Genomic DNA, 22,203 nt, shown 5'->3' with positions numbered 1-22,203 from the left:
TACTATAAGAAAACGTCAATTTTCAGACGTGACGGCGGCATAGCCAAGTGGTAAGGCAGAGGTCTGCAAAACCTCCACCCCCAGTTCAAATCTGGGTGCCGCCTTGATTTATGGTATTTTTTAAAAGCCTTAAATGCTTGCGTGACAAGGTTTTTGGGTTTGTTACAGATTGTGAATCGCATTTAAATGTGCATAATTGATTGCAAAAAGTAATGCACTTTTAATGCAATGCAAAATCCAAAAATAAATCAGGCGAACGGTCGGCTGAAAGCGGCCAAAACTGGTGTGACTATTCTGCAGAGAGGCGATCGCCTTTACCTCCAGGCGGTGCTACCCCCTCGTCCAGGGTCAAGCAAATTATCTCCCTGCCAGCAGCAGATCGCTCTAGGTATTCACGCAAATCCTTCCGGCATATCCTTAGCTGAGAAAGAAGCTCGTCGATTAGGGTATTTGCGAGATGCCAAGGAGTTCGACTGGGATTTATATGGTGGCAACACCAAGCAAAAATCCGAGACGATCGCCGATTGGGTTCGGAAATTTGAGGAGGCGAAGCAATCGGCGGTTTGTGGCACGACCTGGAAAACTGATTATCAGCGCCCTTTTGGAACTCTCCCCGCTGGTGAGCCGATTACCTCAGAATTGTTGCTTAGTGCGATCGCAAAAACCACACCAAATACCCGGCAGCGTCGCCGATTCTGTTTAGCTTTCCGTCAACTCGCCCAGTTTGCAGGGATTGAATTAGAAATGGGCGAGCTGATGGGGACTTATTCGCCGACAAAGGTTCAGCCCCGGAATTTGCCGACTGATGAGGAGATCGAGGCTTGCTTTGCCAAAATTGAGAACCCTCAGTGGCAGTGGGTTTATGGCGTTCTCGCTGCTTACGGTTTACGTGACCATGAAGCTTTTTACCTGGACTTGAGCAAGTTTCCGATCGCCCAAGTGCTTGAAGGTAAAACCGGGTATCGGCAGTGCTGGCCGTTGCGGCCGGAGTGGGCGGAGAGGTGGGACTTGCAACATATTAAGCGACCGCCTGTTACCGGTGCGTGTCATGCCGACTTTGGCGATCGCGTTTGTAAGTTTTTTGCCAGGTCGCCTGCTGATTTTTGCGCTTACGATCTTCGCCATGCTTGGGCGATCCGGGCGATGAGCTTTGGTTTAGACGCTTCGCTTGCGGCTAAGCAAATGGGCCACAGTCTCGCTACTCACACTCAGACTTATCATTTAGCCTTGAATGAGCGCGAGCAACAACGAGCTTATGATCGGATCTTGCAAAAATTATCCCCCTCTCAATAGCTTTGCCTTAATTTACTCTGAGGAATGTTGTTTGATAGATTTCGGCTTCAAGCTTTTGATAGGCTTCGGTTACAAGTCTCTGCACTTCTTCTCGAAAATAAGGGAATAAGCTCTTTTGCTTGTCTGTTTCGATTTTTGATAATTCTGGTACTGCAGAAAAAGCACATATGCCCACACCAATCCCTCGATCTTTATTTACAGACACGAATGCTAGACCTGCGATTTTGAGATCCTCAATAGCAAAACTTACACATACTTCCGCATCTATTATTTTTGATTTTTCAAATTCTGGAATCTGTGCAAGGAGTGTAAGGGCGGGGAAGTCAGATTTGTTGATAAAGGTTCCTAAGCTAATTTTTCCACTTTCAATCTTTGGATCTTCCCTCAATCCTTTGCTGTGATTCTTGTTTACTTGTTTTTGCCGTTTTGTTTTACCCATTATTCCTCTTCTTGCTTGTTGTTTAAACATTCTAGATCATTTTTTGCAGTCATCAGGATGTATCCCTTCACTTTTCATAAACGCTTTGAGGTCACGGTATGCGTCAAGCAAGGCGATGTAATTATTCCAGTGATCGGAAGTGTAAAATTCGGTAGAAGTAGACCTTAAAAAATTTTCGTCACGAGGAATATCGTCTAAACACTCTCTAGTGTGTCCCCAGTCACCCTCGAAAACGGACTCAAACCTGTTTACGAATTCTTGGACTTTAGGTAGTAATAGGTCATCAGGCATAAGTTTTTGAACTCCAACTGACTAGCATGGGAATTTTTTATTCCTCTTTTGTACGGTAAAACTCTGCCGAAAGTGTCCGAAATTTCGGACACTTTTAGCTTACTGTTGAGCCATGATCAATTTTGCTTTTCCTTGTCCCGGTTTTTTAGCCTAGATTTTGGCTGGAGTCTTTTGAGATTTAGTTCGCCAGTATTCCAATTTAGTGGTGAACCTTCTCTATAAGTCTTTCCCCACTTCTTAAATTCTGGTAAACCTGACTTAATTTCTGGTAAAGAAGACTTGTTTTCTTCAATCTTTTCTTCAATTGGTAAAATTGATAAAGAAAACTTATCCACTGAGATATGCGTCGCGGTCGTTTTCAAACATAAATCCCGCTTATCAGTTGTAGCCTCAATGTGACTCCTTCGCCGTCTGGCAGAGACAAGACGATGATCTATAAGGTAGACATTGCAATGAGGCTCCCACCACTCCCCAAACATCGAAACTAAGCCCTCCTCTTGGCATAGTTTTTCGGGTATATTTTTGAGGTTGGGTCGCTTTTCCATCACTTGCTTTTTGACTATTGGCGGCAACTCCTCACGAAAACCTCGCACTGGAGAGGCCGCCAGCCTGTATCTATTTGAGAGGTGGCGGCTAGCAGTCGAGGGAGATATTCCCCTCAACTGTGCGATCGCCTTCTGACTTCCGCCGTAGGGGCGGAATCCCGGCTTAACATAAATGAACCGATCACTCCTTGCAAGTACCTGCGCCGGTTGTTCACTGGGATGCAGAAGAGTTGTCGGCGCAATTATCTGCGTCGGTTGCCCAGGGTTCCGACCCTGGGCTTTTATTTGCTGCATCTCTTCTTGCCGTTGGCGATGAAGAGATGCTCGTTGCAAATGCTGGGCTTCCACTTCTGTAGCGATGATGTGGATATTAGCCAAATCGTCAATTTTGACGGCGGCGATCGGGCCGAGTTTCTCTAGGTCGGTGAGAGCGATCGCTGTTTCGAGGCTGGAATAGAAAACTTTAACCCAATCTCCCTGTTGTTTATAATTGCGGATCAACCCGGTTTTCTTGGCGTCACGCAACAATCCTCGGATGGTAGGGGCCTTAAGATTTAAAATTATGGCTGCTGCCTTGAGGGAGAATTTTCCTATGCCACATCCCTTTGAGGAATCCTGATGTTTCCAGCGCGAGATATCGAAGCGCCGCGCCAGCAGCCACACCCGCATTAGACCGCCGAAATGCTTGAACAATCGTACTGGGAAACGAACCAAATCCAGTTTCCCATAACCGGCATACTCGCTATGCCAATTTTCGGAGAGTTCGATCAGCCATTCTGGAGCCAAAGTGGGCGGATGTTGCAGCGGATTGTTGATCCACTCATAGGGCTTCCCAGTGCCAGGGTGGATGCTCGGCGGTAACACGCTCTGCTGACCGAGCCAACGAAATTCTAAATACTCCCCTTCGCCATCATCACCACTAACGCCGGTGCTGATGCGTATTTTTTTTATACGAGGCCAGTCAGCCTCAGCTACCGAGAAAAGACATTGCTTGCGGCCGGCGCGTCCGCTTGTCCATGCAGTTGTTTCGGAGAAAGCAGTGATGCCGTTGCTGCCTGCTAATTTTTTTAATAATTCCCAGGCAGAGTCGCCGTCGATGTCAATCGCCAACAGCCCGTTGCCCAGCTTCAAGCCTAAGCCAGTAGCTCTACCGCTCTCTAATTCTGCAAGGCATGAGAGGCGATCGAGATCCGTCTTTGTCCAGTTTTTTCGGATGGGTCGTTTGCCGACAACTGGCTCTAAAATCCAGTCGGCGGGGAGTGTTAGCAAAGATTCACTGGCGGTCAAGGTTTGCAGCATTGCTAGCGAATCTCCGGCCCTAAATCTAAGGTTTTTTGGAGATTTGGCAAATGCCATTTATAAGTTGCCCGCGCCGCGTTCGTTCGCCGAACATCTCTAAAATGTTTGCCACGCTTGAATGTGCCATCAGTTTTTAAATTGAACAAATGGCTTCGGCTAATACCTAATTCCCTAGCGGCATCGGAGGTGGAAATCCAATCTTTAGATAACGGTCTGCCTAGTTTTTGCATGATTTTTTATCTATGTATTTACGGTGAAAATCATGCTGACCAATTCAGAGGTTGGCGTTTTTTCAAGCTCGCCCTCTTTGAAATATTTGACCCACACTATCGGCATTTCACCTTGGGAGAAATCAAATCCGATGATTTTACCTAGAATCATCGGTCGCCGTTGGTGGCAGATCGTATGTCCAATTCTCAAGTGCTCAAATTTTTCTAGTTCTTTGAGCCTTTCCTGCACACTTTTTATATTTCCGTCGAGATTCTCTATCTCCTTCCTTTTGGAAGCAAACCTTTTAGATTGTTCGTATTTCTCTATTAAGCTAAAAAGCTTATTGCGAATCCTAGGTATCTGACTTGAGATATCTGGTGGCAATTCTGCTGCAATCTCGACGGAGGAAGTTATGTTCTTTACAGGCTGTAAGTTTAGTGAAAGCTGACCGGGGCTAAAATCCTCAATTTGATTTATAAGCGCTTTCACCCATTGAATGGTTTCGTCTTCGTCTCCCTCAACGCAACGTGTGAACATTTCTTTTTTGTCGTTTGCGAGGTCAATTATTGTTAATCCACTATTTCGAGGGTGAAAAAAGAATTTCCATCCTCTCCACGATCCTTTGAAAAATCCATCAAGTCTATAAGGTATAGGAACGAAATGTTTTGTTTCAAGGAGTTGCTTCCAATAATCAATACGTTTTACTAAATTAGCTTGTTCTGCTACGCCCCAAAGGCTTGAGGTTTCGGGGTCATTTTCTAGTAAGAATTCCTTGCCCGGTGCAGCTTCCCCTGGGCTTGAGGTTTCGGGGTCATTTTCTAGTAAGAAATCGTTGCCCGGTGCAGCTTCCGCCTCAGGATAACCTCCAGGCAAAAAGTAGAGTTCCGCCTCGGCTGGCTCTGGAATTTCTATTTCTAAAGATGCTGATGCGCGGCTGGCTGATACCATTGCGCGAATGGCTGCTTCTGCTTCGGCAATTTGCTCTCGCAGTCGCTCATTTTCTTGAAGTAATGATTCTGCATTGCTGGGAGGCTGCGGAAACAATTGGCTTAAGCTGGCAATTAAATCGGCGGCAAATTTCTTACCTTCTTCCTCTGGGAGTTCGATCGCCTGTGCGAGTGCTAGAGTCTTTGCTCTGGCTGGGGTCATGTAAGATTCGAGTAAGCCAGTTACGGATTTTTCCTCCCAGTTTTGAATGAATTCAGCAGGATTATTTTCTTTGGGATTGGGAGGGGTTTGTATAGACAGATCGTGTGGCCATTTATGGCTGTATATCGTTCCTTGTTCTGGAGAAAAGTAATAGGTATTTTTCCCAAAATCCCATATCAATTCTGTGTCCCAAGTGGCGTTTTTTGGTGCGGTTTTTTTTATCGTTTCCATCTCTGCATAGGCGATGAGATGTGGGCTATCGTTGTCTCGCCCATCAATTTTTACCAGTGCGGTTTTGCCTTCTTTCCAGGAATAAATTGTTCCCTTTTTACCTTGCAGACCCTCTGCGAAAATCAATACTCTGTCACCTTTGCTGGTGATGCTGGCTTCTAACGGGTTAGCAGGTTTTTCCTCATTGGTTAAAATTCTTAATTCCGTTGCGCGGAAAGGAACGGATTTATTGTTCCCGTAATAAAGCTCTACGTAGATCAGCCCAGCTTTGTCAATGTTAGTTACAATGCCTCTGTCCTTCTTAAGGGCTGATAGTGTTTCAACTTGTACCCCTTTAGTAAATCCTAATTTTTGAATTGCGTTTTTGAAATCCTCCGATCGCTTGCCGGAAATCTCAAATATTGCTATTTCTAGATGCTGTTTGGTGGCCTTTTTGCCTTCGCTTTCTGCCAATTTTTGAGCATACTCAATCACTCTTAATTTATCGTCAATGTCCTCTACAGCTTTTAAAGGTCTTAGGTGTGAGGATGGAAACTTGAGGGTGACTTCTTCGCCATAATTTTCGGAGATGCGGGCTTCTAATTGGGAGCGAATTTTTACATCTTCGATTGCCTGGTAAGCCGTGCTGCTCGATTTACCAAACTCGGTTTTGCAGTAACTTTCAAACGAGCGATAGCCGAGCACTTTGTAAGCTTTACGATCGCGAGCGGCGAGCAACATATTGCCGAGGCTGTCAAAGTTTCCCTTAATCTGTTGGGTCAGTGTTTCCGCTTCCTCTCGCGTCATGTCGGCAGGGCGTGGCGGTGCTGGTTTGCTGGTTGTCATTACCATGTTGACCTCTTAAATATCTTTGGATAGCGCGGAGATTTCTGATTAATAGTTCTGCGTGTTCGTATCCTTTTGTGCAGGCAATGTCTTTGTCTCCGTCGAACTCGCCCTCGGGTGGCGAAGGGATACTCTCCCTCAGCTCGGCTAACCGTGATTTGATTTCGTAGAGATAAAGGATGTCTTTTTCTAGTTGCTGCATTTAGTTTCCGTGTGCTGCGAGTTTTAGGGAACTGAGGGGAACTCTTGAGTGCCTTTGTTTCCAGAGGACTAAAGCTATTCCTTTGTCTTGGCAAATTTCAACGATTGTTCCGATTCTCCATCCATCGTTTGTTCGCGTTACTTTGTCGCCAACTTGGAATTTCATGTTTTGACTTTCCATAAGCCTCCAAAATTTTTTACTCTCCCGGCTGCTTTCAATTCATATTTCAATTCATACAAGTGGCACAAGACGGTACTTTGCGAACAGACTTCTGGCATCTCAAGAGAGATTTTATAGGCCGTTTTAGGGCCGTCTTTGAGGATTTCTAAGATGTCGTTTTTTCTGATTTTGTTGAGAGCGATGTGGTTGGCAATGGCTCGACCTGTGTTCATGTGTCTAGCTGATTTTTGGTGGATAGGCTGTTAGGGGTTGGAGAAAGGCGATCGCTGGGTGAGAAGTGCGATCGCCGGGAGCGAATGAGATAAGGCTGTTCGGATTTGGGCTAATGCTTCATAGGCATCTCCTCTCTTTGGTGTGAGAAGTTGTTATCGGCCACTGCCTCGGTGTGGATTTGGTCTGAAAGTTTGCTGGTACGATTATTCGTTGCGGTCTCTGGGTTCTTCTAAGATTTCGATGGTGATTTCAGCAAGGGTTTCTAGTGGAAGTGAACCCAGTAGTACGAATGCCGCCTGGAGTTGGTCGTCGAATCTGTCACCTATAGGCCTTAACTGGATGAGTTGATTTGATGGGTTGCCTGCCATCTGATTGCAAGCAATTTGAGCCACTGCGATTTTGTGAGGCCAATCCAACTCATTAATCAAAACTCTGAGGAGTTTGAGTGATGCGCGTTGCTCAATGATTTGTTGTTTGAGCTCGTTGCCTTCTGGGTCGAAAGTCGGGTCGATTTGCATTTTTATCCTTGAGGTGAGAGGGAAGCGATCGCCCACAAGCAAGAGCGATCGCTGGGATAGAAAAAATTCAGGTGCATGAGAAAGCTGTTATTGCTGCTGCTGAATAGGCATCACCTCCTGGATAAAGAGAGAATCTCTGCGACCGCTTCCGGGGGGGGTGACGGTTCGTCACAAACTTTCACTTGGTGAGAAAGTTATCGGCCGCTGCCTCGGTGTGGATTTGGTATGAAAGTTTGCTGGTACATATGCTGTCTGGTGAGGGGTGACATCCCTGCGGGGGGAATACCCTAGGCTCGTATCTCAAAAATTGGGATACAAGAAGGAAAAGCTCTCAAGCGATATCCCTAGCGACGCCGAAGCCCGCAGGGCTTACACGGCTATCCGCTTGGTGTTATTAGTTTTTGAGCAACCTTTATATTTGATGTAGGCAGGTCTGGGGACGAATCTAGACCTGCCTAATTTACTGTTGTCTACCTGGAGGTTGACGTGTACACGTTGCCGTGTTATAAATTGATTATACACATCAAAGTGTACACGTCAAGTTATATGACGTGACTATATCAACACAAGTTACGAAAAGCGGTTCCAATCTTCCGTTAACGCTCATGTCTTTGCGGAAAAATATTGATGTTACTCAAGAAGAGTTTGCAGCTCTTCTGTCGGCAGCTTTTAAACGTCTTGGAAGTTCAAGAAAAGTCACCAAAAAATCTGTCTCAGATTGGGAAACGGGAAGGCATAAGCCGCGATTTACGCCTGAAGAAACGCTTGCCACTTGCTCTATATTGCAATGTTCCCTTTCTGAGTTGGCTGAGGCTTCTGCGAATAAATCCGTGCGTTTGAACATTGAAAACTAAATAATTCAGCCTTCCCGGACTACTACATCTGGAAATGCTGATGCAATTGCTGAGTTCTGGGAAAATGGTGACACTCTACCAGTCCCAGAGCCATGACAAGGAAAAGAAAAAATCAACCATATCAGACTTAGGAGAGTAACTCACCCTTGGAAGTTTTGCGGATTGAACTTACTGAGCTGTCTCAAGATGAATTTGTGGTTCAGTGTGGAATCTCCCGAACCACTTACCAGCGCTGGGTTCGCGAAAAGATCCCATTGGATGAAATAAAGCTAAGTCCAGAACAGATTGTCAAGATGTGTAGGATTTGCCACATTTCCCCAAAGACTTTCTTTGAGCGACTGGGAGTAGATCTTGCTGGTGTTCCCGATGATGCTTGTCACGCGAACCGAACATTGAAAACTGAATAGTTCAGCCTCCCCGGCCGTTAAGTCGGAGAGGCTGATGTCTAAGAGGCAGATGTCTGAGCCGTCGGTCTGGTGGGAAAATATTGATATCCCGTCAAATTGACTAGATATTGATATGGCTCATGACATAAAAAGTCAACCGACGTTAGGAGATTTCCCTTTGACAACCTTTCTTCAAAAAACAGGCTTTTCTCATGAACGGCTAGCTGGCGCTATCTCCCATATTTCTGGGCAAGAAGTGTCGGCTAGTACCCTTCGTAGAAGAGCTAGAGAGGGGAGGGAAGGCTGGGAAAAACTGGCACTTAGTGGGATGCAATGGCTTGCCTTGTGTCAAATCTGTGGAGTTCCACCTGAAAAGCTTCATGAGTTTGTTAAGGCACCGGAAAAGTTTTTGCCTGCTGAACAGAACCTTGAAAACTCAATAGTTAAGCCTCCGGGCTATTAACTTGGCTGCACTGAATTTTGTAAATAGTTCAGCCTCCCCGGCTGTTAAGTCGGAGAGGCTGACCTCTAAACTATCGGGTCGATGGGACAATATTGATATCCGTCAAATAGTCCCAAACTTTAGATTTATGAAAATTCCATTGTGGCCCGCGTGGTTCCCTTATCCTATCTCATGGTTGAGGGGTTTTTTGCTCTCCAAGAGTTTTAGCTTTATTGTTGTGAGCGGTCTCCCGGAAGTCACCAACAATGGTGATTTTTTTATACTGCTGGGTTTTGCTTGGCTTGTGCAGCCTTTTTTGTTCACGTTTTTTCATTTCTTAGTGTCTGGAACCCTGGAAGTGTTGGTGACAAACCTTCCTAGCCAGACACCAGGATATATTCGTCAGTGGTTTGCAGACAGGAGGTGTTTGGGAGCGTGGCGACACTGGAGAGAAGGGCTAAACGCTTTTGTTTGTCTGTTCTTTGCCTTCATGGCTTCTCTGTTTATTGCTGCACTTTTTATCTCCGACCCATCCCATCGGCAAGAGTCTCTCTGGAAAATAGGTATAGCGCTGGCATCCTTGCCAGTGACCGCTGCTTACATTTATCAATACGATTTGTGGGCGCGGCACCGACGGGCAGTAAAATCAGCCGCCAAAGCCAAAGCCCAGGAGCCGACAAAAAGGCGATCGCCTGCCACTAAAAACCTACCTGCTCCCGATCCGGTAGACCAAGAACTTAATCAGCTCAGAGCCGAATCTGGAATGAGCCGGATGAAAACTGCGAGACCGACAGTACCAACTCCTGAAGTTCCCGAATGGTATGTCTTTCGCAGCGGTAACGCTGAAGGGCCGTATACCAAATTGCAGCTCCTTGATATCCAACAAATTACCGATCGAACCAAAGTGCGACGTGGGGAATCGGAGTGGCAGCGCGCCGGTGACATTCCAGAGTTGGTGGCTTATCTCACCGAAAAATAGCTTTCACCTTCCAAAAAGTCCAATATATTGGACTTCTTTATTAAACCCTTATTCAGTAAGGGTTTCGTTCGAGGCAGGTCGGTATTATTTTCGACTTGACCAGAGTGAAAATAATCTAGCAACCAGCTCAATAATTCAGAAAGTGTCCGAAATTTCGGACACTTTTGGTTTTCGGGTGTCAGATTCAAGATTTTTACCTATGCCTAAAATCAAGCTCAAGAAATACGAACAGGCTCTGGTCATCCTCCCAGGATGCAAGGGTTTGGATCGGTTGGTGTTGTATGCGAACCTCAAAAGCATGGGGTATCGCTGGGATATGGGCGATCGTAAATGGCGCTTGTGAGTTGAGGTACACAAATGGAAGAATTTACATCCGAAGAAAAGCTGGCAATCCGTGACTATTTTGACTATCCAAATTACCCGCAGCCTCATGGTGAGGTTGTAGCAACGCAACTACTGTCGGCAATGATTGGTTCGGGCAAGTACGAACTCGAAGAATACCCTAGGCTCGCAGAAGCAGCAGTCAAATTAACAACTCTTTTGGCAGTTCGATTCCATAACGAAGTGAAGCGTGAGGTGCAAGAGACGATAACCCCAAAGCCCCCAGTCTCAGAGAAAGATTCTATGAATTCTGACTCTGAGGCTTATGACCCTATCCCCTTCTAAGTTTTGATGGCGGCACCTGCCTTAGTGGTGTGGCAGTCCGGGCCGACGGACACATTCTCCCTATCTGTCTAGTGCGATCGTGTTTGTCTTCAAGTGCGATCGCTCATTCATTAAAAAGCTCCTGCACTGCAAGAACAGTCAGGAGCCGATCACCTTTGTAAACCAGGCAGGCGATATGCAAAATATATCACACCGACATCTCGATCCGAAAACTTTTAAACAGTTGACCCAGTGGTCAATTTATAAAATTTCACGCGAAACTGATATTCCTCTACAAAGCCTCTACAACTATTTAAAGAGCGAATCAGATCCTAAGTATCGAGAGCCTAAGCTCTATATAAAAAGATTGCTGGGCGAGATATACTCGCGTTTAATACCTGACTAAATGGTCGCAGCCCTTTCCTTGATTGGAGAGGGCTTTTTTGTGTGAATTTAATCGATTCGCACCTATTTTGGGCAGTGCCTAATTATTGGGCACTGCCCAGTACCCAGATATTTTGTTATTCGTTATTGTTGGCTTATCGATTCAAATTAATTTTACTTTGCCAAATGTCTAATATTGATGGTAGTGAACCGATTAGAGCAGAAAGAGCCACGGTGAGGTTTTTTGATGGACTGGAAGTAGAGGGCTACAGAATGCCTAGCGGTGAGTTTCGAGTGGGATTAGAGGGAACCAGTAGAGTCTTGGGTTTTGCTCCAAACTGGCTTTATCGGACGCTTACCACAACCGAAGGAAAAACCCTGAAAACTTTACAGGGGTATGGTTTCGACGCTTACACGAGCGAAGCAACGGTAGAGCGTCCTCAAGGTGGTACAACAACTGTCGGTACTATTGGTTTGGACTCTTTCAATATTTGTATTGTTTATGGTGTCCAACAAAAGAAAAAAGCTGCTTTAGCTCTTCAGTTGGCTTTAACCAAGATGGCCCTGATGGATTTCTTCCGAGATTCCTTTGGAGAGCCACCGCTAAGTATTGCCGAGAAGCGTCGCTTGTTTTACGACGCTTATGCAGCTACTATTAGCCCTGAAGATTGGCGACGGATGGACAGGCTGGATATTCTCAGGCTAGCTCTCCCCGGTGATGAACCTCACCTTAAAAAAGGACGCTGGAACTGCTGGAAGGATGACGATTGACTCGCGTCTAATGCCTAATTAAATAGTCGCAGCCCTTTCCTTGATTGGAGAGGGCTTTTTTGTGTGAATTTAAATCGATTCGCACCTATTTTAGTCACTGACTAATAATTAGTCGGTGGCTAGTACCTCTATGTTTTATTACCTACTATTGTTGATTTATCGATTCAAATCGATTCAAATCGATTCAAATCGATTTCACTTACGAATGTAGAGATGTGAAATCAGAAAACGATGAAATCATTGATGTCAAAGGGTTCGACGTTGGGGTCGATTCCAAATCGATTCCGAATCGATTTGAATCGATTTATTGGTTCTCGGTGGCAGAGGCGCGGCACCGGCTGAAACTCGAAAAAACACCTTTCAGAAATGTCGTAGAGGAACTGCTCAATGTTCACGGTGTTCCTGAATCGGCTATTCGGCGAGGTCGCGCAAGGGCTACAGAATACTCGCAAACTGCGATCGCTCTGATTCGCGCATTGAAGAGTGGCGATCGAGTTGCATTCGATCGCTTGAAACAAAATTTGATTCAGCCTTCCTCCGTGGAAACGACTGCACTCACAATCACCGAACACACTCCTGACTTGGATCGGCGGATTGCGGAATTGAACCAAAATTCTGCTTTCGCCTCAGCCTCGTTAGCACAGGATGTCCGGGAGACATTAGAACGAATTGCTGCTCAGACTAAAGCCTCAAAACACCGAACCTCTGGGTTGAATAATTCTGAAATTATTGCAGCCGAAAATCGCGGAGCTGCGAGAGCCCTCAACATCTATCAAGCCGAACAACGGGCTCGTGACGAAATCTTAGCTCAACTGCGAGCAACGGAATTAGGAGGGAGTGATGACCTATTACCACGTAGGTGACACATGAATTACCGACGAATCGATCGGCTCAAGGCGATCGCCTTTGACAGCGGTTTCACCAGCGAAGACGCCAAGCAGTTCGGCAAGCTCAGCAAAACTGCTACATGGGAAGCGCTGCTGGAAACCTACGGCATTCCTTCGCAGGTTGTAGACAGTGTAAACAGAAGTGTAGACAGCAAGACTCAATCGCTTGACACAGGTGATTGGACTAACGATGCTTCTTTTCCGATGTGCAATTTCACTCCCCAGAACTCAACCAATTTTTTAGACTGGGTTGACTTCCCTCAACTCATCGCACTTTTACTCACATCGGCGGGGGTGTTCGTGCTGGCAATGAGTTTGTGGCGACAAATCAATCCTCTTAATCTATTCCCCCCAGTTCGCATCAACATTCAAATCGGGACAAAATTATGAGCTTACAACTGCGCTTATTTGGTGGCGGTCAAACTGCTGCTGGCAAACTTTCAGCCAGCAACGATGGCAGCCATGCAATTGACAAATCAAAAGTTTTGGCACAGACTGACGCCGGAGTAATTACCCCAAACACTCCCGGTAATTTTTCAAGCATCCGCTCTGTTCCCGTTGTGCCAGACCCGCGATATTTCACAAAGGAAGAAGCGGACGCTATGAAGGGCTTAGCAAAGGAGAAAACAGACGGCGCTCGACAATCCAAGCGCGCTTACAAAGCTTTGACCAAGATTGAAGCGGCCGATAAAACTGTACATCAGCAGCACCGTAAATATGAGGGCGCGATGGCACAAAACGAACTGGGCAAGAAGCGCGCTGATACTGGGTTAGCGAAGAAACTGCACGGACTTCGCCCCGGCTATGCTCGCCTCGGACTAGGCATCGACAAAGCGGACTCCGACGCCAGGACTCGCATTGATGAGATTAAATCCAAGCTGACAGGAGGGGCGGAATAATGCGAGCGATGTATCTGGCAAACTATTTTGTCGCTGGGTGCATCGCTTCCTCCTTTTTGGGATGGATAGCGAGTTTGCACCCGATTGCATTTAGAGCGATCGCCTTTTTGACAGCAGCAGCCTTTACAGTTTGGGGCTTGTGCTGGCTCCTAGATTTCTCAGTCAGCAGCCTGCTAAAAATTTCCGTTTCCAGCTTGCAGGCATTTTTACTGGCTCTGTTGGCAGCAGGAGCGATCGGTGCGGGAGTTTTCTTATGCAGCTAAAAATGTTCGTACTTTCTGGCGCTGCTGTGGCACTCTGGCTGGTTCCTTTGACTGCGCTCGACAAGCGTATCGGCTGGCATAAATCTATGCAAGGGCTGACACTCTGTGCTGCGATTGCTTGCGCTGTCACGGCTGGCAACATTGCCCGAGAGCAAGCCCAACAGAACGAAATCGAGGAAATCAAGACTCGCGCCATCACTGCTGATGTGGTCGATGAAATAGCGACATCTGCCTATATTTCCCAGCAGCAAAGACAGCAGGAAGCAGAACAAATTCTGAACCCTGTAGAAGCGTTAGAACGCGCTCTGGCACTGCCTGACGCCGATGTAGAACGTTCACCAAAACCTGAAATCAAACAGCTAGCTGAGAACGGTCAGAACGGCGCTTTAAACGAGGAATCAGAACGCGCTGAACGAGCGCTGCAATTGAAGGCAAAAGGCTGGGGCAAAGCCAAGATAATCCTTGAAGTGTGGGGGGTGTCCAAGGGTGGCAGCCCTAAATACAAGGCTGCTGAGGCTGAGTACGATCGGTTAATTAATGGAGGTAAATAAAAATATCGAGTTTGACACCTCATTGCAACCTCACGCCTACGACTTTAAGAAACCCAGGGGCAACTGTACCCGGGCGATTACCGGAGGGATCTGAGGTTCGTTGATGGGGTTGTTTAACCTCATATTATTATGATTTCGGCGACGTTGATTTTGGTTGGACTATTGGTGGCTCTCGCCACTGCCGGACCTTGCCATCCCGTAGGATCTGCAAAGTAACCAGTTGGCAGTATTTCGACGATAAAGTTTGTAGTGGAAACGCTTGTCCCGTAATTGAATAAAGCGTTAGCCGACCCGTTGTTGTACACTACCAACCCACGCCGATTTTGTTGTTGACGCTCGTTCACGATCGTGGTCGGTGATGTTGTCAACGGGAAACTTGTTGTCGTTCCGCTGTTAGATATGTTGTTTGCACTTTGTTTTGTTACCGGTGGTTGTGGGTTTATTAGCGTTTCTCTGTTTTTAATACCTGTGACTTTTCTCCAAGATCCAAAAAAAGTAAGATAATCTCCCCCTTTTAATCCTCCATTTCCCTGGGCTTTCGGCTCTATTCGGACTCCAATTTTTAAATCTTCGTCAATTAAAGCTGTTTCATTTGTACTGAAGAATGGAGCCATTAATGCCCACGGTTGTTCCAGTGAATTTTTATTCTGAAGTATTTCTTCTCCTCTTTTTGTCCAGGGGCCGTTGCCGTAAGCAACGTAAACCCCTAAATATATTTTTTGTCCTTCTTTCTGAATTTTTGCGAATTTAGCTTCCTTATCTGCATCGCTGCTCAGGGCGTTTGTTTCAGGCCAGCCCGCCTCTAAAAGAGAAAACAGCCCGACTTTTACCTGGAAATCTTCGAGGACTATTGCGTGTTCGACTACAGCATTTGCCTCAAATTGTCGATACTGGCTAAGCACCTGGTTAAAGTCAATCAAGCCAACAATGTTGTTGGCATCCGCAGGCAGAACAGTCTTGACAAACGTTCCTGTATTTTTCATGTCAAATAAGTGCGCCCTTCGCTCGTAACAGACCCATTCGTCGCTTGAGTCATGTCGGCCGGTAGAGCGCTAAAAGACAGACCGATCGTTGCATTTGTGTTCGCAACTCCCGTAGTTCCCATTGTCAAACTCCAGTTCAAATAGTTGGCATTTGTAGGGTTTTTACTTGAGTCGAGTTCTAGGGCTTTTTGACGACGAACAGCGTCAATGAGCGCCTGCACCTCGTTTGTTGCGGTGCTGTCTCCTCCTGTTGGGGGGGTGTATGTCACTCCCGTCAAATAGCTGGAGGCGGTAACAGTGACTGCGCCGGCAGTCCCTCCAGCGACATTAACAGGGCAGCTAAAAGATCCTGAGATAGCCCCTTCGGTGTTTTCAGTGATTGTCAGATACCTCAAGTTGTTTGGGTTTCTGGCAGGGATACCTTGCTGAATTCTTAGGAAATTGATTAAAGCGAAAGTCCAGTCTTCCAGAGTTGTTACTCCGGAGATTGTCCCTCCAGTTCCGTTCGTGAAAGCTGCCATAAAATCTTGCTATACTTCTAGGATATTAGTGTAACTTGTTTTATATTTATTTCCTATTAATGAGAACCCGCCCAACGACAACCACACAAATTGGCTCAAGCTGGGGTACCTCTTCAGGGTTTAACCCCGGAGAAGATTTTGAGGAGCCTAGTGATGTGACGGATGTGGTGAATCTTGAGACGGAAATTCCACGTGGCAGTCGATCGCCGGCAGGCGGGTTGCTTGATACGAAGCCTGTGGGGCGATCGCCGATCGGGCTTGAAGTTGGTAAGTCTGCTGGTGGCGGTTTAAATGTTACTGCCAGTGTTCCGATCGGCGGACCAATATCTGCTCGCGGTGGAATAAATCTAGGCGAGGGTGGCGCTATTAAGGGGGCGCAAGTAGGAATTGGAATTGGGGCAGGGCCGATTGGGGTTTCGATCGACATCGGTACAGATGCCAACGAGAAAGGCGAAGGTGGCTGCTTTCAGTATGTGACCGTAAGCGCGGGGCCATTTTCGCATACTTACGGGAAAGACGTGTGCGAGCCCAAGCAGCCAAAAGAAATTCGCGATCCTTCCCCTTCAACTACTCTCCCTCCAGGCGCTCTGGCTCCCGGCCAAATTGATGCCGCTATGTTAACGTCACCTTGTGGAGTTGTATGCGTAACTTTAGTCAACTTCTTTGACACGGATTGGGAAAATCCATACCCAACAGGCAGAGAAGGTATTTGCCTGAAACCAAGGCGAGTAAAAAGTAGCACCACAGGGCAATTTACTAATCAAACAATTAAAAGTTGGGCGTCAGAATACGATGACTGGGTTTGGGACGATGAAATTAAAAATTCGCTTTCAGATTGGTTTGACGCCTTTTTTACCTATAGTATTGGCACTGAACTAGATTATTTTATTGTGCCAGAAAATACAAGAAATCAATGTTTTCCTCCTGCCCCTTTATCCCCCCCCGGTGCCCCTTTATCCCCCTCCGTTCCCAACCCATTACCAACCAAGAAACCAACCAAGAAAAAAATGGATGACAAATGTTGCAAAGCTTTGATGCTGATGTTGCTCATGCAGCATCGGCATCTCGGCGTTACCCCAATTTCTGGAATGGAGTATCTTAATCAATTTGCAGAAGTTACTCCAAAAGGCGAAAAATTTCAGGGCGAGCAAATGGCTTTCCCTTTTGAGGTTCCCAAGGTTTGGTTAGATCCGCTTGCTAAAAAAGGAGACAAAATACTTGTAAAAAATATTAGTGAATTATTATTCATAATGGGTTCGCAAGCCGAAAGATTAGAGCGAGTCCTAGGCACAAAAGAATTTATTAAAGATTCAGAAGGAAAACTTCGACAGTCTGAGGGCAATGCTTTATCATGGCTTTCAGGAAAAAACCCAGATTTTGCTTACCCCGATCCTAATGATTTCTGGCTAAATACAGATGACGGAATTATTAAAGAAAAACGCCTTGAAGTTCGCAGTCTGACTGACGCAATACGTTACGTTGTTGAAATGGGCAACCGCCTCGAACGGATTTTGCCTATTGCTGAATTAAAAGACAGTTCAATTCCCAAGCGTTGGATTTATCCAGGTGCAAAAGGTCAAGAGCGGGTAGGCAATCTTATTCACTTAATCGAGTTGATGGTGCGCTCCGACGACAAGCATCGCGGCTACTGGCCAGTGAAAGTCAAAGTCAAGGATGCCGACCCTGCAATCAAAGGCGACCAGCCAGTTGTGTTAGAGTTTCACTCGCAAGCCGATGTTTTCAGGGAACTGTTTCAATATTTAATTGACATGGAAGGCGACGGCGACCTAGGAAGTAATTTTGATTTGCGTCAAGCATTTCAAATGTGCCAAATGCACCAATTAACCGTTCAAAATAACGCTATGTTGGACGCAATTGTCGAATACTTAGATTTTAAGGTTAACAAAACAACCGCTAAAGTTCCTATGCCTTTTAATCCCTTTGCGGGAATGTCTAGCAGTATTACAGACAACGTATTAGCGGGCTTGGGATTTATTGACGGCGTTCCAATGACTCCTTCGATCGATTCTAACAAAGAAGCTGATATAGAAGCACTTGCGCCTAACGTTCTTCAAAATACAATTGTTGATGTAGATATTGTAGAGTGTGATGAACCTAAAACTTTAAATGAATCTTTGCTAGAATTGTTAAAACATTCAAGCGCTGCTAGTGCTGCTGTTTCTGAACGAGTTTCAGAATCGGCAATCGATCGAGTCGTTTCGGCTGCGAGTCTAGCTCAAAAAGTAACTTCATTTTTACTGCGGCGAGATGTTGCTGGCGCCTTGGGTATTGGCGACCTAGACAAGTGGATTACTTCAGCAGAATTAGGCTATACAGATTCACCTGAATCTCAAAGTCTGCGATTCCCCGAATCCGATCCGCTGCAGCCTTATAGCAGACCGACTACCGAAAATCCTCGAATTCGAGAGATCGACACTAAGGAGCCAAAAGCGGACTAATTATGAAAATTTTACAGAATTCGGCCGGAGAAACATACATTCAACTTGATCAAAATGAAGAGTATGATATAGAGGAACACTTACAAGCACTAATGGATTTTACTTGTAAGCAAGCCGTAGAGACTTATGGGTTAGTTAACTCTTACGAAAAAATTGTAAGACGCTTAGATGAGCTAGAAGCAAAAATCAACAAAGCGAATTAAATATGATTATCACAGACGGCGAAACAGCTTCGGATTTGTACAATGGCACTGCATCTAAATCGTGGGTGCAGGGAATTAGTGATTTTTTCGGAAATATTGCCGCCAAAATTGGCGACGCGATCGCTAATTTCCAAATCGGCGACGTAAAATTTGGCGACTGGTATCAAGACGATCCGCTAGGAGCTACGGCTGGTGCAATCCTTGGCGGTACTGCGATGTATTTTGGTGGCCGACTTGTATTGGGTGTGGCTGGAACAGTGGGGCGAGTAATCGGTGCAGTGCGATCGCTCGGATTAATGGGGGCAGCGCGAGCAGGTGCGGCAGCCGGGTTGCGGGCGATCGGCGGGCGTCTACTTGCCACGCTTGGAGCGCCGGGAGCACTGGCAACTCGTTGGCTAGCTGGTGTCACTACCGGCGCGCTAATTCGCTGGTGTACCGGCGGTGTTGTCAAACTGTTAAATTTCAATTTTCAAGCAACTGATGAAGAGCTAGACAATCAGGTTACATCGGCCCAGAACAGTTTGTGGGGAATTGCCGGTGCTAGTGCTGGCTCTATACTTGGTAGCGCTTTGTGTGGCATTGTTCCAGGAGCTGCGGTAGTTCGGATTAATCCTGCAAAGTTGGCGGCAATTGCAGAAGTAGATAAAGAACTTTACGAAGAAATAATGCCACAGGTTAAAAGCATGATTATGGGTACGGTAAACGTAGCCAAAAAAATTGGATTTACTCAAATATACAAAAATGTCAGAAAAGTTATTAAAAGTCAAAGTCCATTTGTTCGTCAATTTTCTCCGAGTTTGGCTAACATAATAGATAAATGGGGAGAGAAAAACTCAAAGCCTTGGACAATAAACAGTGCGGTTGAGGAAAAAATAGAAACAATACCTGATGAAGGTATAAAAGCTTATTATGAAAATTTGTGGGAAGAATTTGTTGATTCGTGTACAGAAGCACTTTTTGTAATGTCTACGGCGTTTGGGTAAATTATTATGAGCGCGTGGGAAGAAAAATTAAAAAGTTTAATTTCGCCAACTGAAAGTAAGTGGCCGTATCGAATTGTACAAATTAAACCCAATCGAAAGATTGATGAAGAAATTTACACACTGTCAGGCAGAGAAGAAAATATAGCGGCTAACGGTTCGTTATTTTTAGCGACTTACGATTTACTAGAACGCGATCGTATTGATTTTGACGAATGGTTTGCTCAATGGCGCCTAGGTTTTCCGTTGTCTAATGCTAATCGCGAAACGTCTAACTATCCGTTACTAGGTGAAAACCAATGGCGTAAACCGGGTGCATTGCCGAAATTTAAAGATCTTACACCGCAAGAAATACGGCGTAGGCAGGGTTGGCGAGAAATTGAATACTGGAAAGACAGTAACAATGAGACTGACTCGGTAATTATGGGTGGCACTGACAATATGATTGTCGATCAAATTATCAGATACGAATATCAAGGAACTGCTAAAACCCAAGAACAACTTATTACTAGCGACGTAATTAGATACTCCGGTATTCCCGAAATTACTTTATATTTCAAAGGAATTGACAAAGCTTTGTCAACAAAAAATCAAACAGTTACAGGGGAAAAATCTTTTCGATTTATGGGTTATACAGACAATCCAGCAATGGCAGAAAAACGGCAAGATTTACAATTGATCACTCAAGCTGATATTAGCCGCATTGGAGCAAAAATTAGATCTGTCTTTAAAACCACGCCTCCTTATATTTGGTCAAAAGGCAAAGATCAGGTAATTTACCACGATTGGGAACGCGGTTACAATTTAAATGTCTACGCTTTAAATCATAATGAAGGAGAGCGATTAATAACATCAATTTTAGCTGTTAGAGATTTGCAAATAGATGAAACTTTTGTAAAATACAGCGAAGCCAAAAATATAGTAAAAGCTTACCCACCCGCTACTGAAATTCAAGTTATAGGGCAAACACAAAAAATACCAGAACGCTTACCTAAAGTTAATGTTACGTTTCAATCTGCCAAGCTTTACTTACCTACTCTTAAACAATCAATGATTATTGCATAAATTTAACAAACTAGATTGACAGTGTGGCTTTTTGGAACCCTATAGGGTTCTGTGTTATTTTCACTATTGCATAAATGGCTGCAATGCTTATACCGTAAGTATGTACGCGAAACAACTACAGCTATGGTTAAGTCAGCTCACCAAGTAGATACAAGCGGAACAGGCAAGCTTATTATGAGCTTGCCTGACGGAAAGTATGATGCAACAATAGGGCCGATTGTTGGAATTACAAAACTGTCAGGGGTTCCACCTGCTGGCAGTTTTAGCGAAACCTCAGTAAATGGAGTCCGCAAAGGATTGCTAGGTAGTGTTAAAATTTCGTACCGAGTCGGAACTAAGCGAAAATCCACGAACTTACTTTGTTCGTTAGAGAAGATTGACACTTGTACAACTGAGTTGCCAGGAAAAGCTTATGGAGGCGGAACAATTGTATCTGCTCGATTCCCTGTTCGTCGGAGGCTTCGATAATGGTTGCTCTCAAAAAAATGATAGCTACTGTAGATTTAGGTGCTGGCGCAGCGCAGAAATACTACTTTATGTCAAATCCTCTTCTTTATTCCTCAATCGGTACTACTGTGGGAATTACCACAGCCCCAACTACGGATAAACAAGTCGTTCATAGAGTTGAAGATTTGTTGTTGTACGGAATTCTTGAAAGTATTGTTGTGCGAACAGGTACAACACCACTAAATCGTAAAAGTACAAAAATCTTGTGTGCTGCCAACAAAGCCAAAGTTGCTGAACAAGATTTAATTGGAAAAACAATTCCTCAAGGTATAATTACCTCAGTTAGTGCCGATCTCAAAGCTCAAAATTACTTACCGTAATAAATATGCCGAAAGGTTTAGTTTTTGTTGGCGAAGATACTGTTGCCTATGGATTTGTTAGTAACGCCAAAATTTACACAGCAGAATTGCAAGCAGCTACAGGGTTAAAATCAGTGAATTTGCCTGATGCTACCAGTGGCGTTAAAGTTCCTTGGAGATTACAAGATTTATTGCAAGCCGGAGAGTTGAAACGCGTAACTGCGGTATTGGATGATGGGGCAGGCAAACGCACAAATAGAAGCCTTTATATTACTAAAGCTTCTGTTGCCACTTTTCGTAATCTTAGTACCGCAGGCGGATTAGTAGGCGCGACAATTGACTCAAAAAAAGTTTTGAGCGTTTCAATGCCCCGTAAAGCGTCTTTTCGTTTAGGGTAGTAATGCCATTATCTTCTATTCCTGTCTACAAAGAAACGCTGTTGCTTGGACTTGAACCTTACAAAATACCCGTTTTGTTTTCAGGTACGGTAATAATTGTAGAGCCTAAATTTAGCAACAACTTTATAAGAAGTTTTGCAGGATATTTCATTCCCGCGGTTTCAACAGAAATAGGAGAAATTCAAAACTCTTGGCGCAAAACTTGGATCAACCAAAAACAGTTTGTAAATTTCTCAATTCCTTATTTTCCCTCTACATACGAACTGTATTTTAAAGCAGGGTATTTTTTAAGAGGGAGAACGTTTGAACTAAATATTTGGGAGTTAACTTAA

The 22,203-nt window shown here is 45.1% G+C and carries 27 protein-coding genes and 1 tRNA gene; 20 read left to right on the top strand and 8 right to left on the bottom strand.

Going from position 1 to position 22,203, the window contains the following annotated elements:
* Positions 1 to 33 precede the first annotated feature (33 nt).
* Both QUB61_RS10795 and QUB61_RS10790 read left to right on the top strand, forming a co-directional pair.
* A tRNA-Cys gene (locus QUB61_RS10795) sits at positions 34 to 104 on the top strand.
* Positions 105 to 228: 124 nt separating this feature from the next.
* Complete coding sequence (locus QUB61_RS10790) at positions 229 to 1,293, top strand: site-specific recombinase (protein WP_333130089.1); 1,065 nt, start codon at positions 229 to 231, stop codon at positions 1,291 to 1,293.
* Positions 1,294 to 1,300: 7 nt separating this feature from the next.
* Here the strand turns inward: QUB61_RS10790 and QUB61_RS10785 are convergent, their stop codons facing one another.
* The 6 genes from QUB61_RS10785 to QUB61_RS10760 form a co-directional block, all read right to left on the bottom strand.
* A complete protein-coding gene (locus QUB61_RS10785; protein ID WP_333130091.1) occupies positions 1,301 to 1,762 on the bottom strand; it encodes a hypothetical protein in 462 nt (153 codons plus the stop codon).
* Between the two features lie 377 nt (positions 1,763 to 2,139).
* A complete protein-coding gene (locus QUB61_RS10780; RefSeq protein ID WP_333130093.1) occupies positions 2,140 to 3,867 on the bottom strand; it encodes a bifunctional DNA primase/polymerase in 1,728 nt (575 codons plus the stop codon).
* 2 nt (positions 3,868 to 3,869) lie between these two features.
* Positions 3,870 to 4,097: a hypothetical protein gene (locus QUB61_RS10775; protein WP_333130095.1), complete on the bottom strand. Its 228-nt coding sequence runs from the start codon at positions 4,095 to 4,097 to the stop codon at positions 3,870 to 3,872.
* 10 nt (positions 4,098 to 4,107) lie between these two features.
* Positions 4,108 to 6,282, bottom strand: a complete 2,175-nt coding sequence (locus QUB61_RS10770; RefSeq protein WP_333130097.1) for a hypothetical protein — start codon at positions 6,280 to 6,282, stop codon at positions 4,108 to 4,110.
* A 363-nt stretch (positions 6,283 to 6,645) separates the two neighbouring features.
* Positions 6,646 to 6,876, bottom strand: coding sequence for a hypothetical protein (locus QUB61_RS10765; RefSeq protein ID WP_333130099.1), 231 nt, complete (start codon positions 6,874 to 6,876; stop codon positions 6,646 to 6,648).
* A 204-nt stretch (positions 6,877 to 7,080) separates the two neighbouring features.
* Complete coding sequence (locus tag QUB61_RS10760) at positions 7,081 to 7,395, bottom strand: hypothetical protein (protein ID WP_333130101.1); 315 nt, start codon at positions 7,393 to 7,395, stop codon at positions 7,081 to 7,083.
* Between the two features lie 551 nt (positions 7,396 to 7,946).
* On the opposite strand from QUB61_RS10760, the gene QUB61_RS10755 reads away from it, so the two are divergent.
* The 11 genes from QUB61_RS10755 (at position 7,947) to QUB61_RS10705 (ending at position 14,456) form a co-directional block, all read left to right on the top strand.
* Complete coding sequence (locus QUB61_RS10755; protein ID WP_333130103.1) at positions 7,947 to 8,249, top strand: helix-turn-helix transcriptional regulator; 303 nt, start codon at positions 7,947 to 7,949, stop codon at positions 8,247 to 8,249.
* A 519-nt stretch (positions 8,250 to 8,768) separates the two neighbouring features.
* Complete coding sequence (locus tag QUB61_RS10750; RefSeq protein ID WP_333130105.1) at positions 8,769 to 9,098, top strand: hypothetical protein; 330 nt, start codon at positions 8,769 to 8,771, stop codon at positions 9,096 to 9,098.
* A gap of 127 nt (positions 9,099 to 9,225) precedes the next feature.
* Complete coding sequence (locus QUB61_RS10745; protein WP_333130108.1) at positions 9,226 to 10,056, top strand: DUF4339 domain-containing protein; 831 nt, start codon at positions 9,226 to 9,228, stop codon at positions 10,054 to 10,056.
* A gap of 199 nt (positions 10,057 to 10,255) precedes the next feature.
* Entirely contained in the window at positions 10,256 to 10,399 is a 144-nt protein-coding gene (locus QUB61_RS10740) for a hypothetical protein (protein WP_333130110.1), read from the top strand.
* A gap of 14 nt (positions 10,400 to 10,413) precedes the next feature.
* Entirely contained in the window at positions 10,414 to 10,722 is a 309-nt protein-coding gene (locus tag QUB61_RS10735; RefSeq protein ID WP_333130112.1) for a hypothetical protein, read from the top strand.
* Between the two features lie 549 nt (positions 10,723 to 11,271).
* Positions 11,272 to 11,856: a hypothetical protein gene (locus QUB61_RS10730; protein WP_333130114.1), complete on the top strand. Its 585-nt coding sequence runs from the start codon at positions 11,272 to 11,274 to the stop codon at positions 11,854 to 11,856.
* Positions 11,857 to 12,071: 215 nt separating this feature from the next.
* Positions 12,072 to 12,719, top strand: a complete 648-nt coding sequence (locus tag QUB61_RS10725; protein WP_333130116.1) for a hypothetical protein — start codon at positions 12,072 to 12,074, stop codon at positions 12,717 to 12,719.
* A gap of 3 nt (positions 12,720 to 12,722) precedes the next feature.
* Entirely contained in the window at positions 12,723 to 13,133 is a 411-nt protein-coding gene (locus tag QUB61_RS10720; protein WP_333130119.1) for a hypothetical protein, read from the top strand.
* Positions 13,130 to 13,642, top strand: a complete 513-nt coding sequence (locus QUB61_RS10715; RefSeq protein WP_333130121.1) for a hypothetical protein — start codon at positions 13,130 to 13,132, stop codon at positions 13,640 to 13,642. Before QUB61_RS10720 ends, QUB61_RS10715 begins: the two co-directional genes overlap by 4 nt.
* Positions 13,642 to 13,905 (top strand): hypothetical protein, encoded by a 264-nt coding sequence (locus QUB61_RS10710; RefSeq protein WP_333130123.1) that lies wholly within the window; start codon positions 13,642 to 13,644, stop codon positions 13,903 to 13,905. Before QUB61_RS10715 ends, QUB61_RS10710 begins: the two co-directional genes overlap by 1 nt.
* Positions 13,896 to 14,456 carry a hypothetical protein gene (locus tag QUB61_RS10705; RefSeq protein WP_333130125.1) on the top strand — a complete coding sequence of 187 codons (561 nt, stop codon included), beginning with the start codon at positions 13,896 to 13,898 and terminating at the stop codon, positions 14,454 to 14,456. The genes QUB61_RS10710 and QUB61_RS10705 overlap by 10 nt, the downstream gene beginning before the upstream one ends.
* Positions 14,457 to 14,575: 119 nt before the next feature.
* On the opposite strand, the gene QUB61_RS10700 is transcribed toward QUB61_RS10705, so the two are convergent.
* Positions 14,576 to 15,439, bottom strand: a complete 864-nt coding sequence (locus QUB61_RS10700; protein ID WP_333130127.1) for a hypothetical protein — start codon at positions 15,437 to 15,439, stop codon at positions 14,576 to 14,578.
* Positions 15,436 to 15,960: a hypothetical protein gene (locus QUB61_RS10695; protein WP_333130129.1), complete on the bottom strand. Its 525-nt coding sequence runs from the start codon at positions 15,958 to 15,960 to the stop codon at positions 15,436 to 15,438. Before QUB61_RS10695 ends, QUB61_RS10700 begins: the two co-directional genes overlap by 4 nt.
* A gap of 59 nt (positions 15,961 to 16,019) precedes the next feature.
* Here QUB61_RS10695 and QUB61_RS10690 point away from each other — a divergent pair, with 59 nt between their 5' ends.
* The 7 genes from QUB61_RS10690 (at position 16,020) to QUB61_RS10660 (ending at position 22,203) form a co-directional block, all read left to right on the top strand.
* Positions 16,020 to 18,419 (top strand): hypothetical protein, encoded by a 2,400-nt coding sequence (locus QUB61_RS10690; RefSeq protein WP_333130131.1) that lies wholly within the window; start codon positions 16,020 to 16,022, stop codon positions 18,417 to 18,419.
* Between the two features lie 2 nt (positions 18,420 to 18,421).
* Positions 18,422 to 18,622 (top strand): hypothetical protein, encoded by a 201-nt coding sequence (locus tag QUB61_RS10685; protein WP_333130133.1) that lies wholly within the window; start codon positions 18,422 to 18,424, stop codon positions 18,620 to 18,622.
* A gap of 2 nt (positions 18,623 to 18,624) precedes the next feature.
* Positions 18,625 to 19,605 carry a hypothetical protein gene (locus QUB61_RS10680; RefSeq protein ID WP_333130135.1) on the top strand — a complete coding sequence of 327 codons (981 nt, stop codon included), beginning with the start codon at positions 18,625 to 18,627 and terminating at the stop codon, positions 19,603 to 19,605.
* 6 nt (positions 19,606 to 19,611) lie between these two features.
* Positions 19,612 to 20,667 (top strand): hypothetical protein, encoded by a 1,056-nt coding sequence (locus tag QUB61_RS10675; protein ID WP_333130137.1) that lies wholly within the window; start codon positions 19,612 to 19,614, stop codon positions 20,665 to 20,667.
* 467 nt (positions 20,668 to 21,134) lie between these two features.
* Positions 21,135 to 21,494: a hypothetical protein gene (locus QUB61_RS10670; RefSeq protein WP_333130139.1), complete on the top strand. Its 360-nt coding sequence runs from the start codon at positions 21,135 to 21,137 to the stop codon at positions 21,492 to 21,494.
* A 5-nt stretch (positions 21,495 to 21,499) separates the two neighbouring features.
* Positions 21,500 to 21,871 (top strand): hypothetical protein, encoded by a 372-nt coding sequence (locus QUB61_RS10665; protein WP_333130141.1) that lies wholly within the window; start codon positions 21,500 to 21,502, stop codon positions 21,869 to 21,871.
* A 2-nt stretch (positions 21,872 to 21,873) separates the two neighbouring features.
* Positions 21,874 to 22,203, top strand: a complete 330-nt coding sequence (locus QUB61_RS10660) for a hypothetical protein (RefSeq protein ID WP_333130143.1) — start codon at positions 21,874 to 21,876, stop codon at positions 22,201 to 22,203.

It is taken from the genome of Microcoleus sp. C2D2, assembly GCF_036702495.1.
In the GTDB taxonomy this organism is placed as follows: domain Bacteria; phylum Cyanobacteriota; class Cyanobacteriia; order Cyanobacteriales; family Microcoleaceae; genus Microcoleus.
This window is presented reverse-complemented; position numbering and strand designations above follow the sequence as displayed.

What these genes read in the sequence shown, in the direction of transcription:
- QUB61_RS10720 (WP_333130119.1), top strand. Translation starts at nt 12,723, where the DNA reads ATGAATTACCGACGAATCGATCGGCTCAAGGCGATCGCCTTTGACAGC.
- QUB61_RS10770 (WP_333130097.1), bottom strand. Translation starts at nt 6,282, where the DNA reads ATGACAACCAGCAAACCAGCACCGCCACGCCCTGCCGACATGACGCGA.
- QUB61_RS10665 (WP_333130141.1), top strand. Translation starts at nt 21,500, where the DNA reads ATGCCGAAAGGTTTAGTTTTTGTTGGCGAAGATACTGTTGCCTATGGA.
- QUB61_RS10695 (WP_333130129.1), bottom strand. Translation starts at nt 15,960, where the DNA reads ATGGCAGCTTTCACGAACGGAACTGGAGGGACAATCTCCGGAGTAACA.
- QUB61_RS10735 (WP_333130112.1), top strand. Translation starts at nt 10,414, where the DNA reads ATGGAAGAATTTACATCCGAAGAAAAGCTGGCAATCCGTGACTATTTT.
- QUB61_RS10710 (WP_333130123.1), top strand. Translation starts at nt 13,642, where the DNA reads ATGCGAGCGATGTATCTGGCAAACTATTTTGTCGCTGGGTGCATCGCT.
- QUB61_RS10660 (WP_333130143.1), top strand. Translation starts at nt 21,874, where the DNA reads ATGCCATTATCTTCTATTCCTGTCTACAAAGAAACGCTGTTGCTTGGA.
- QUB61_RS10670 (WP_333130139.1), top strand. Translation starts at nt 21,135, where the DNA reads ATGGTTGCTCTCAAAAAAATGATAGCTACTGTAGATTTAGGTGCTGGC.
- QUB61_RS10765 (WP_333130099.1), bottom strand. Translation starts at nt 6,876, where the DNA reads ATGAACACAGGTCGAGCCATTGCCAACCACATCGCTCTCAACAAAATC.
- QUB61_RS10745 (WP_333130108.1), top strand. Translation starts at nt 9,226, where the DNA reads ATGAAAATTCCATTGTGGCCCGCGTGGTTCCCTTATCCTATCTCATGG.
- QUB61_RS10740 (WP_333130110.1), top strand. Translation starts at nt 10,256, where the DNA reads ATGCCTAAAATCAAGCTCAAGAAATACGAACAGGCTCTGGTCATCCTC.
- QUB61_RS10690 (WP_333130131.1), top strand. Translation starts at nt 16,020, where the DNA reads ATGAGAACCCGCCCAACGACAACCACACAAATTGGCTCAAGCTGGGGT.
- QUB61_RS10785 (WP_333130091.1), bottom strand. Translation starts at nt 1,762, where the DNA reads ATGTTTAAACAACAAGCAAGAAGAGGAATAATGGGTAAAACAAAACGG.
- QUB61_RS10685 (WP_333130133.1), top strand. Translation starts at nt 18,422, where the DNA reads ATGAAAATTTTACAGAATTCGGCCGGAGAAACATACATTCAACTTGAT.
- QUB61_RS10715 (WP_333130121.1), top strand. Translation starts at nt 13,130, where the DNA reads ATGAGCTTACAACTGCGCTTATTTGGTGGCGGTCAAACTGCTGCTGGC.
- QUB61_RS10730 (WP_333130114.1), top strand. Translation starts at nt 11,272, where the DNA reads ATGTCTAATATTGATGGTAGTGAACCGATTAGAGCAGAAAGAGCCACG.
- QUB61_RS10750 (WP_333130105.1), top strand. Translation starts at nt 8,769, where the DNA reads ATGGCTCATGACATAAAAAGTCAACCGACGTTAGGAGATTTCCCTTTG.
- QUB61_RS10675 (WP_333130137.1), top strand. Translation starts at nt 19,612, where the DNA reads ATGAGCGCGTGGGAAGAAAAATTAAAAAGTTTAATTTCGCCAACTGAA.
- QUB61_RS10700 (WP_333130127.1), bottom strand. Translation starts at nt 15,439, where the DNA reads ATGAAAAATACAGGAACGTTTGTCAAGACTGTTCTGCCTGCGGATGCC.
- QUB61_RS10705 (WP_333130125.1), top strand. Translation starts at nt 13,896, where the DNA reads ATGCAGCTAAAAATGTTCGTACTTTCTGGCGCTGCTGTGGCACTCTGG.
- QUB61_RS10790 (WP_333130089.1), top strand. Translation starts at nt 229, where the DNA reads ATGCAAAATCCAAAAATAAATCAGGCGAACGGTCGGCTGAAAGCGGCC.
- QUB61_RS10775 (WP_333130095.1), bottom strand. Translation starts at nt 4,097, where the DNA reads ATGCAAAAACTAGGCAGACCGTTATCTAAAGATTGGATTTCCACCTCC.
- QUB61_RS10760 (WP_333130101.1), bottom strand. Translation starts at nt 7,395, where the DNA reads ATGCAAATCGACCCGACTTTCGACCCAGAAGGCAACGAGCTCAAACAA.
- QUB61_RS10780 (WP_333130093.1), bottom strand. Translation starts at nt 3,867, where the DNA reads ATGCTGCAAACCTTGACCGCCAGTGAATCTTTGCTAACACTCCCCGCC.
- QUB61_RS10680 (WP_333130135.1), top strand. Translation starts at nt 18,625, where the DNA reads ATGATTATCACAGACGGCGAAACAGCTTCGGATTTGTACAATGGCACT.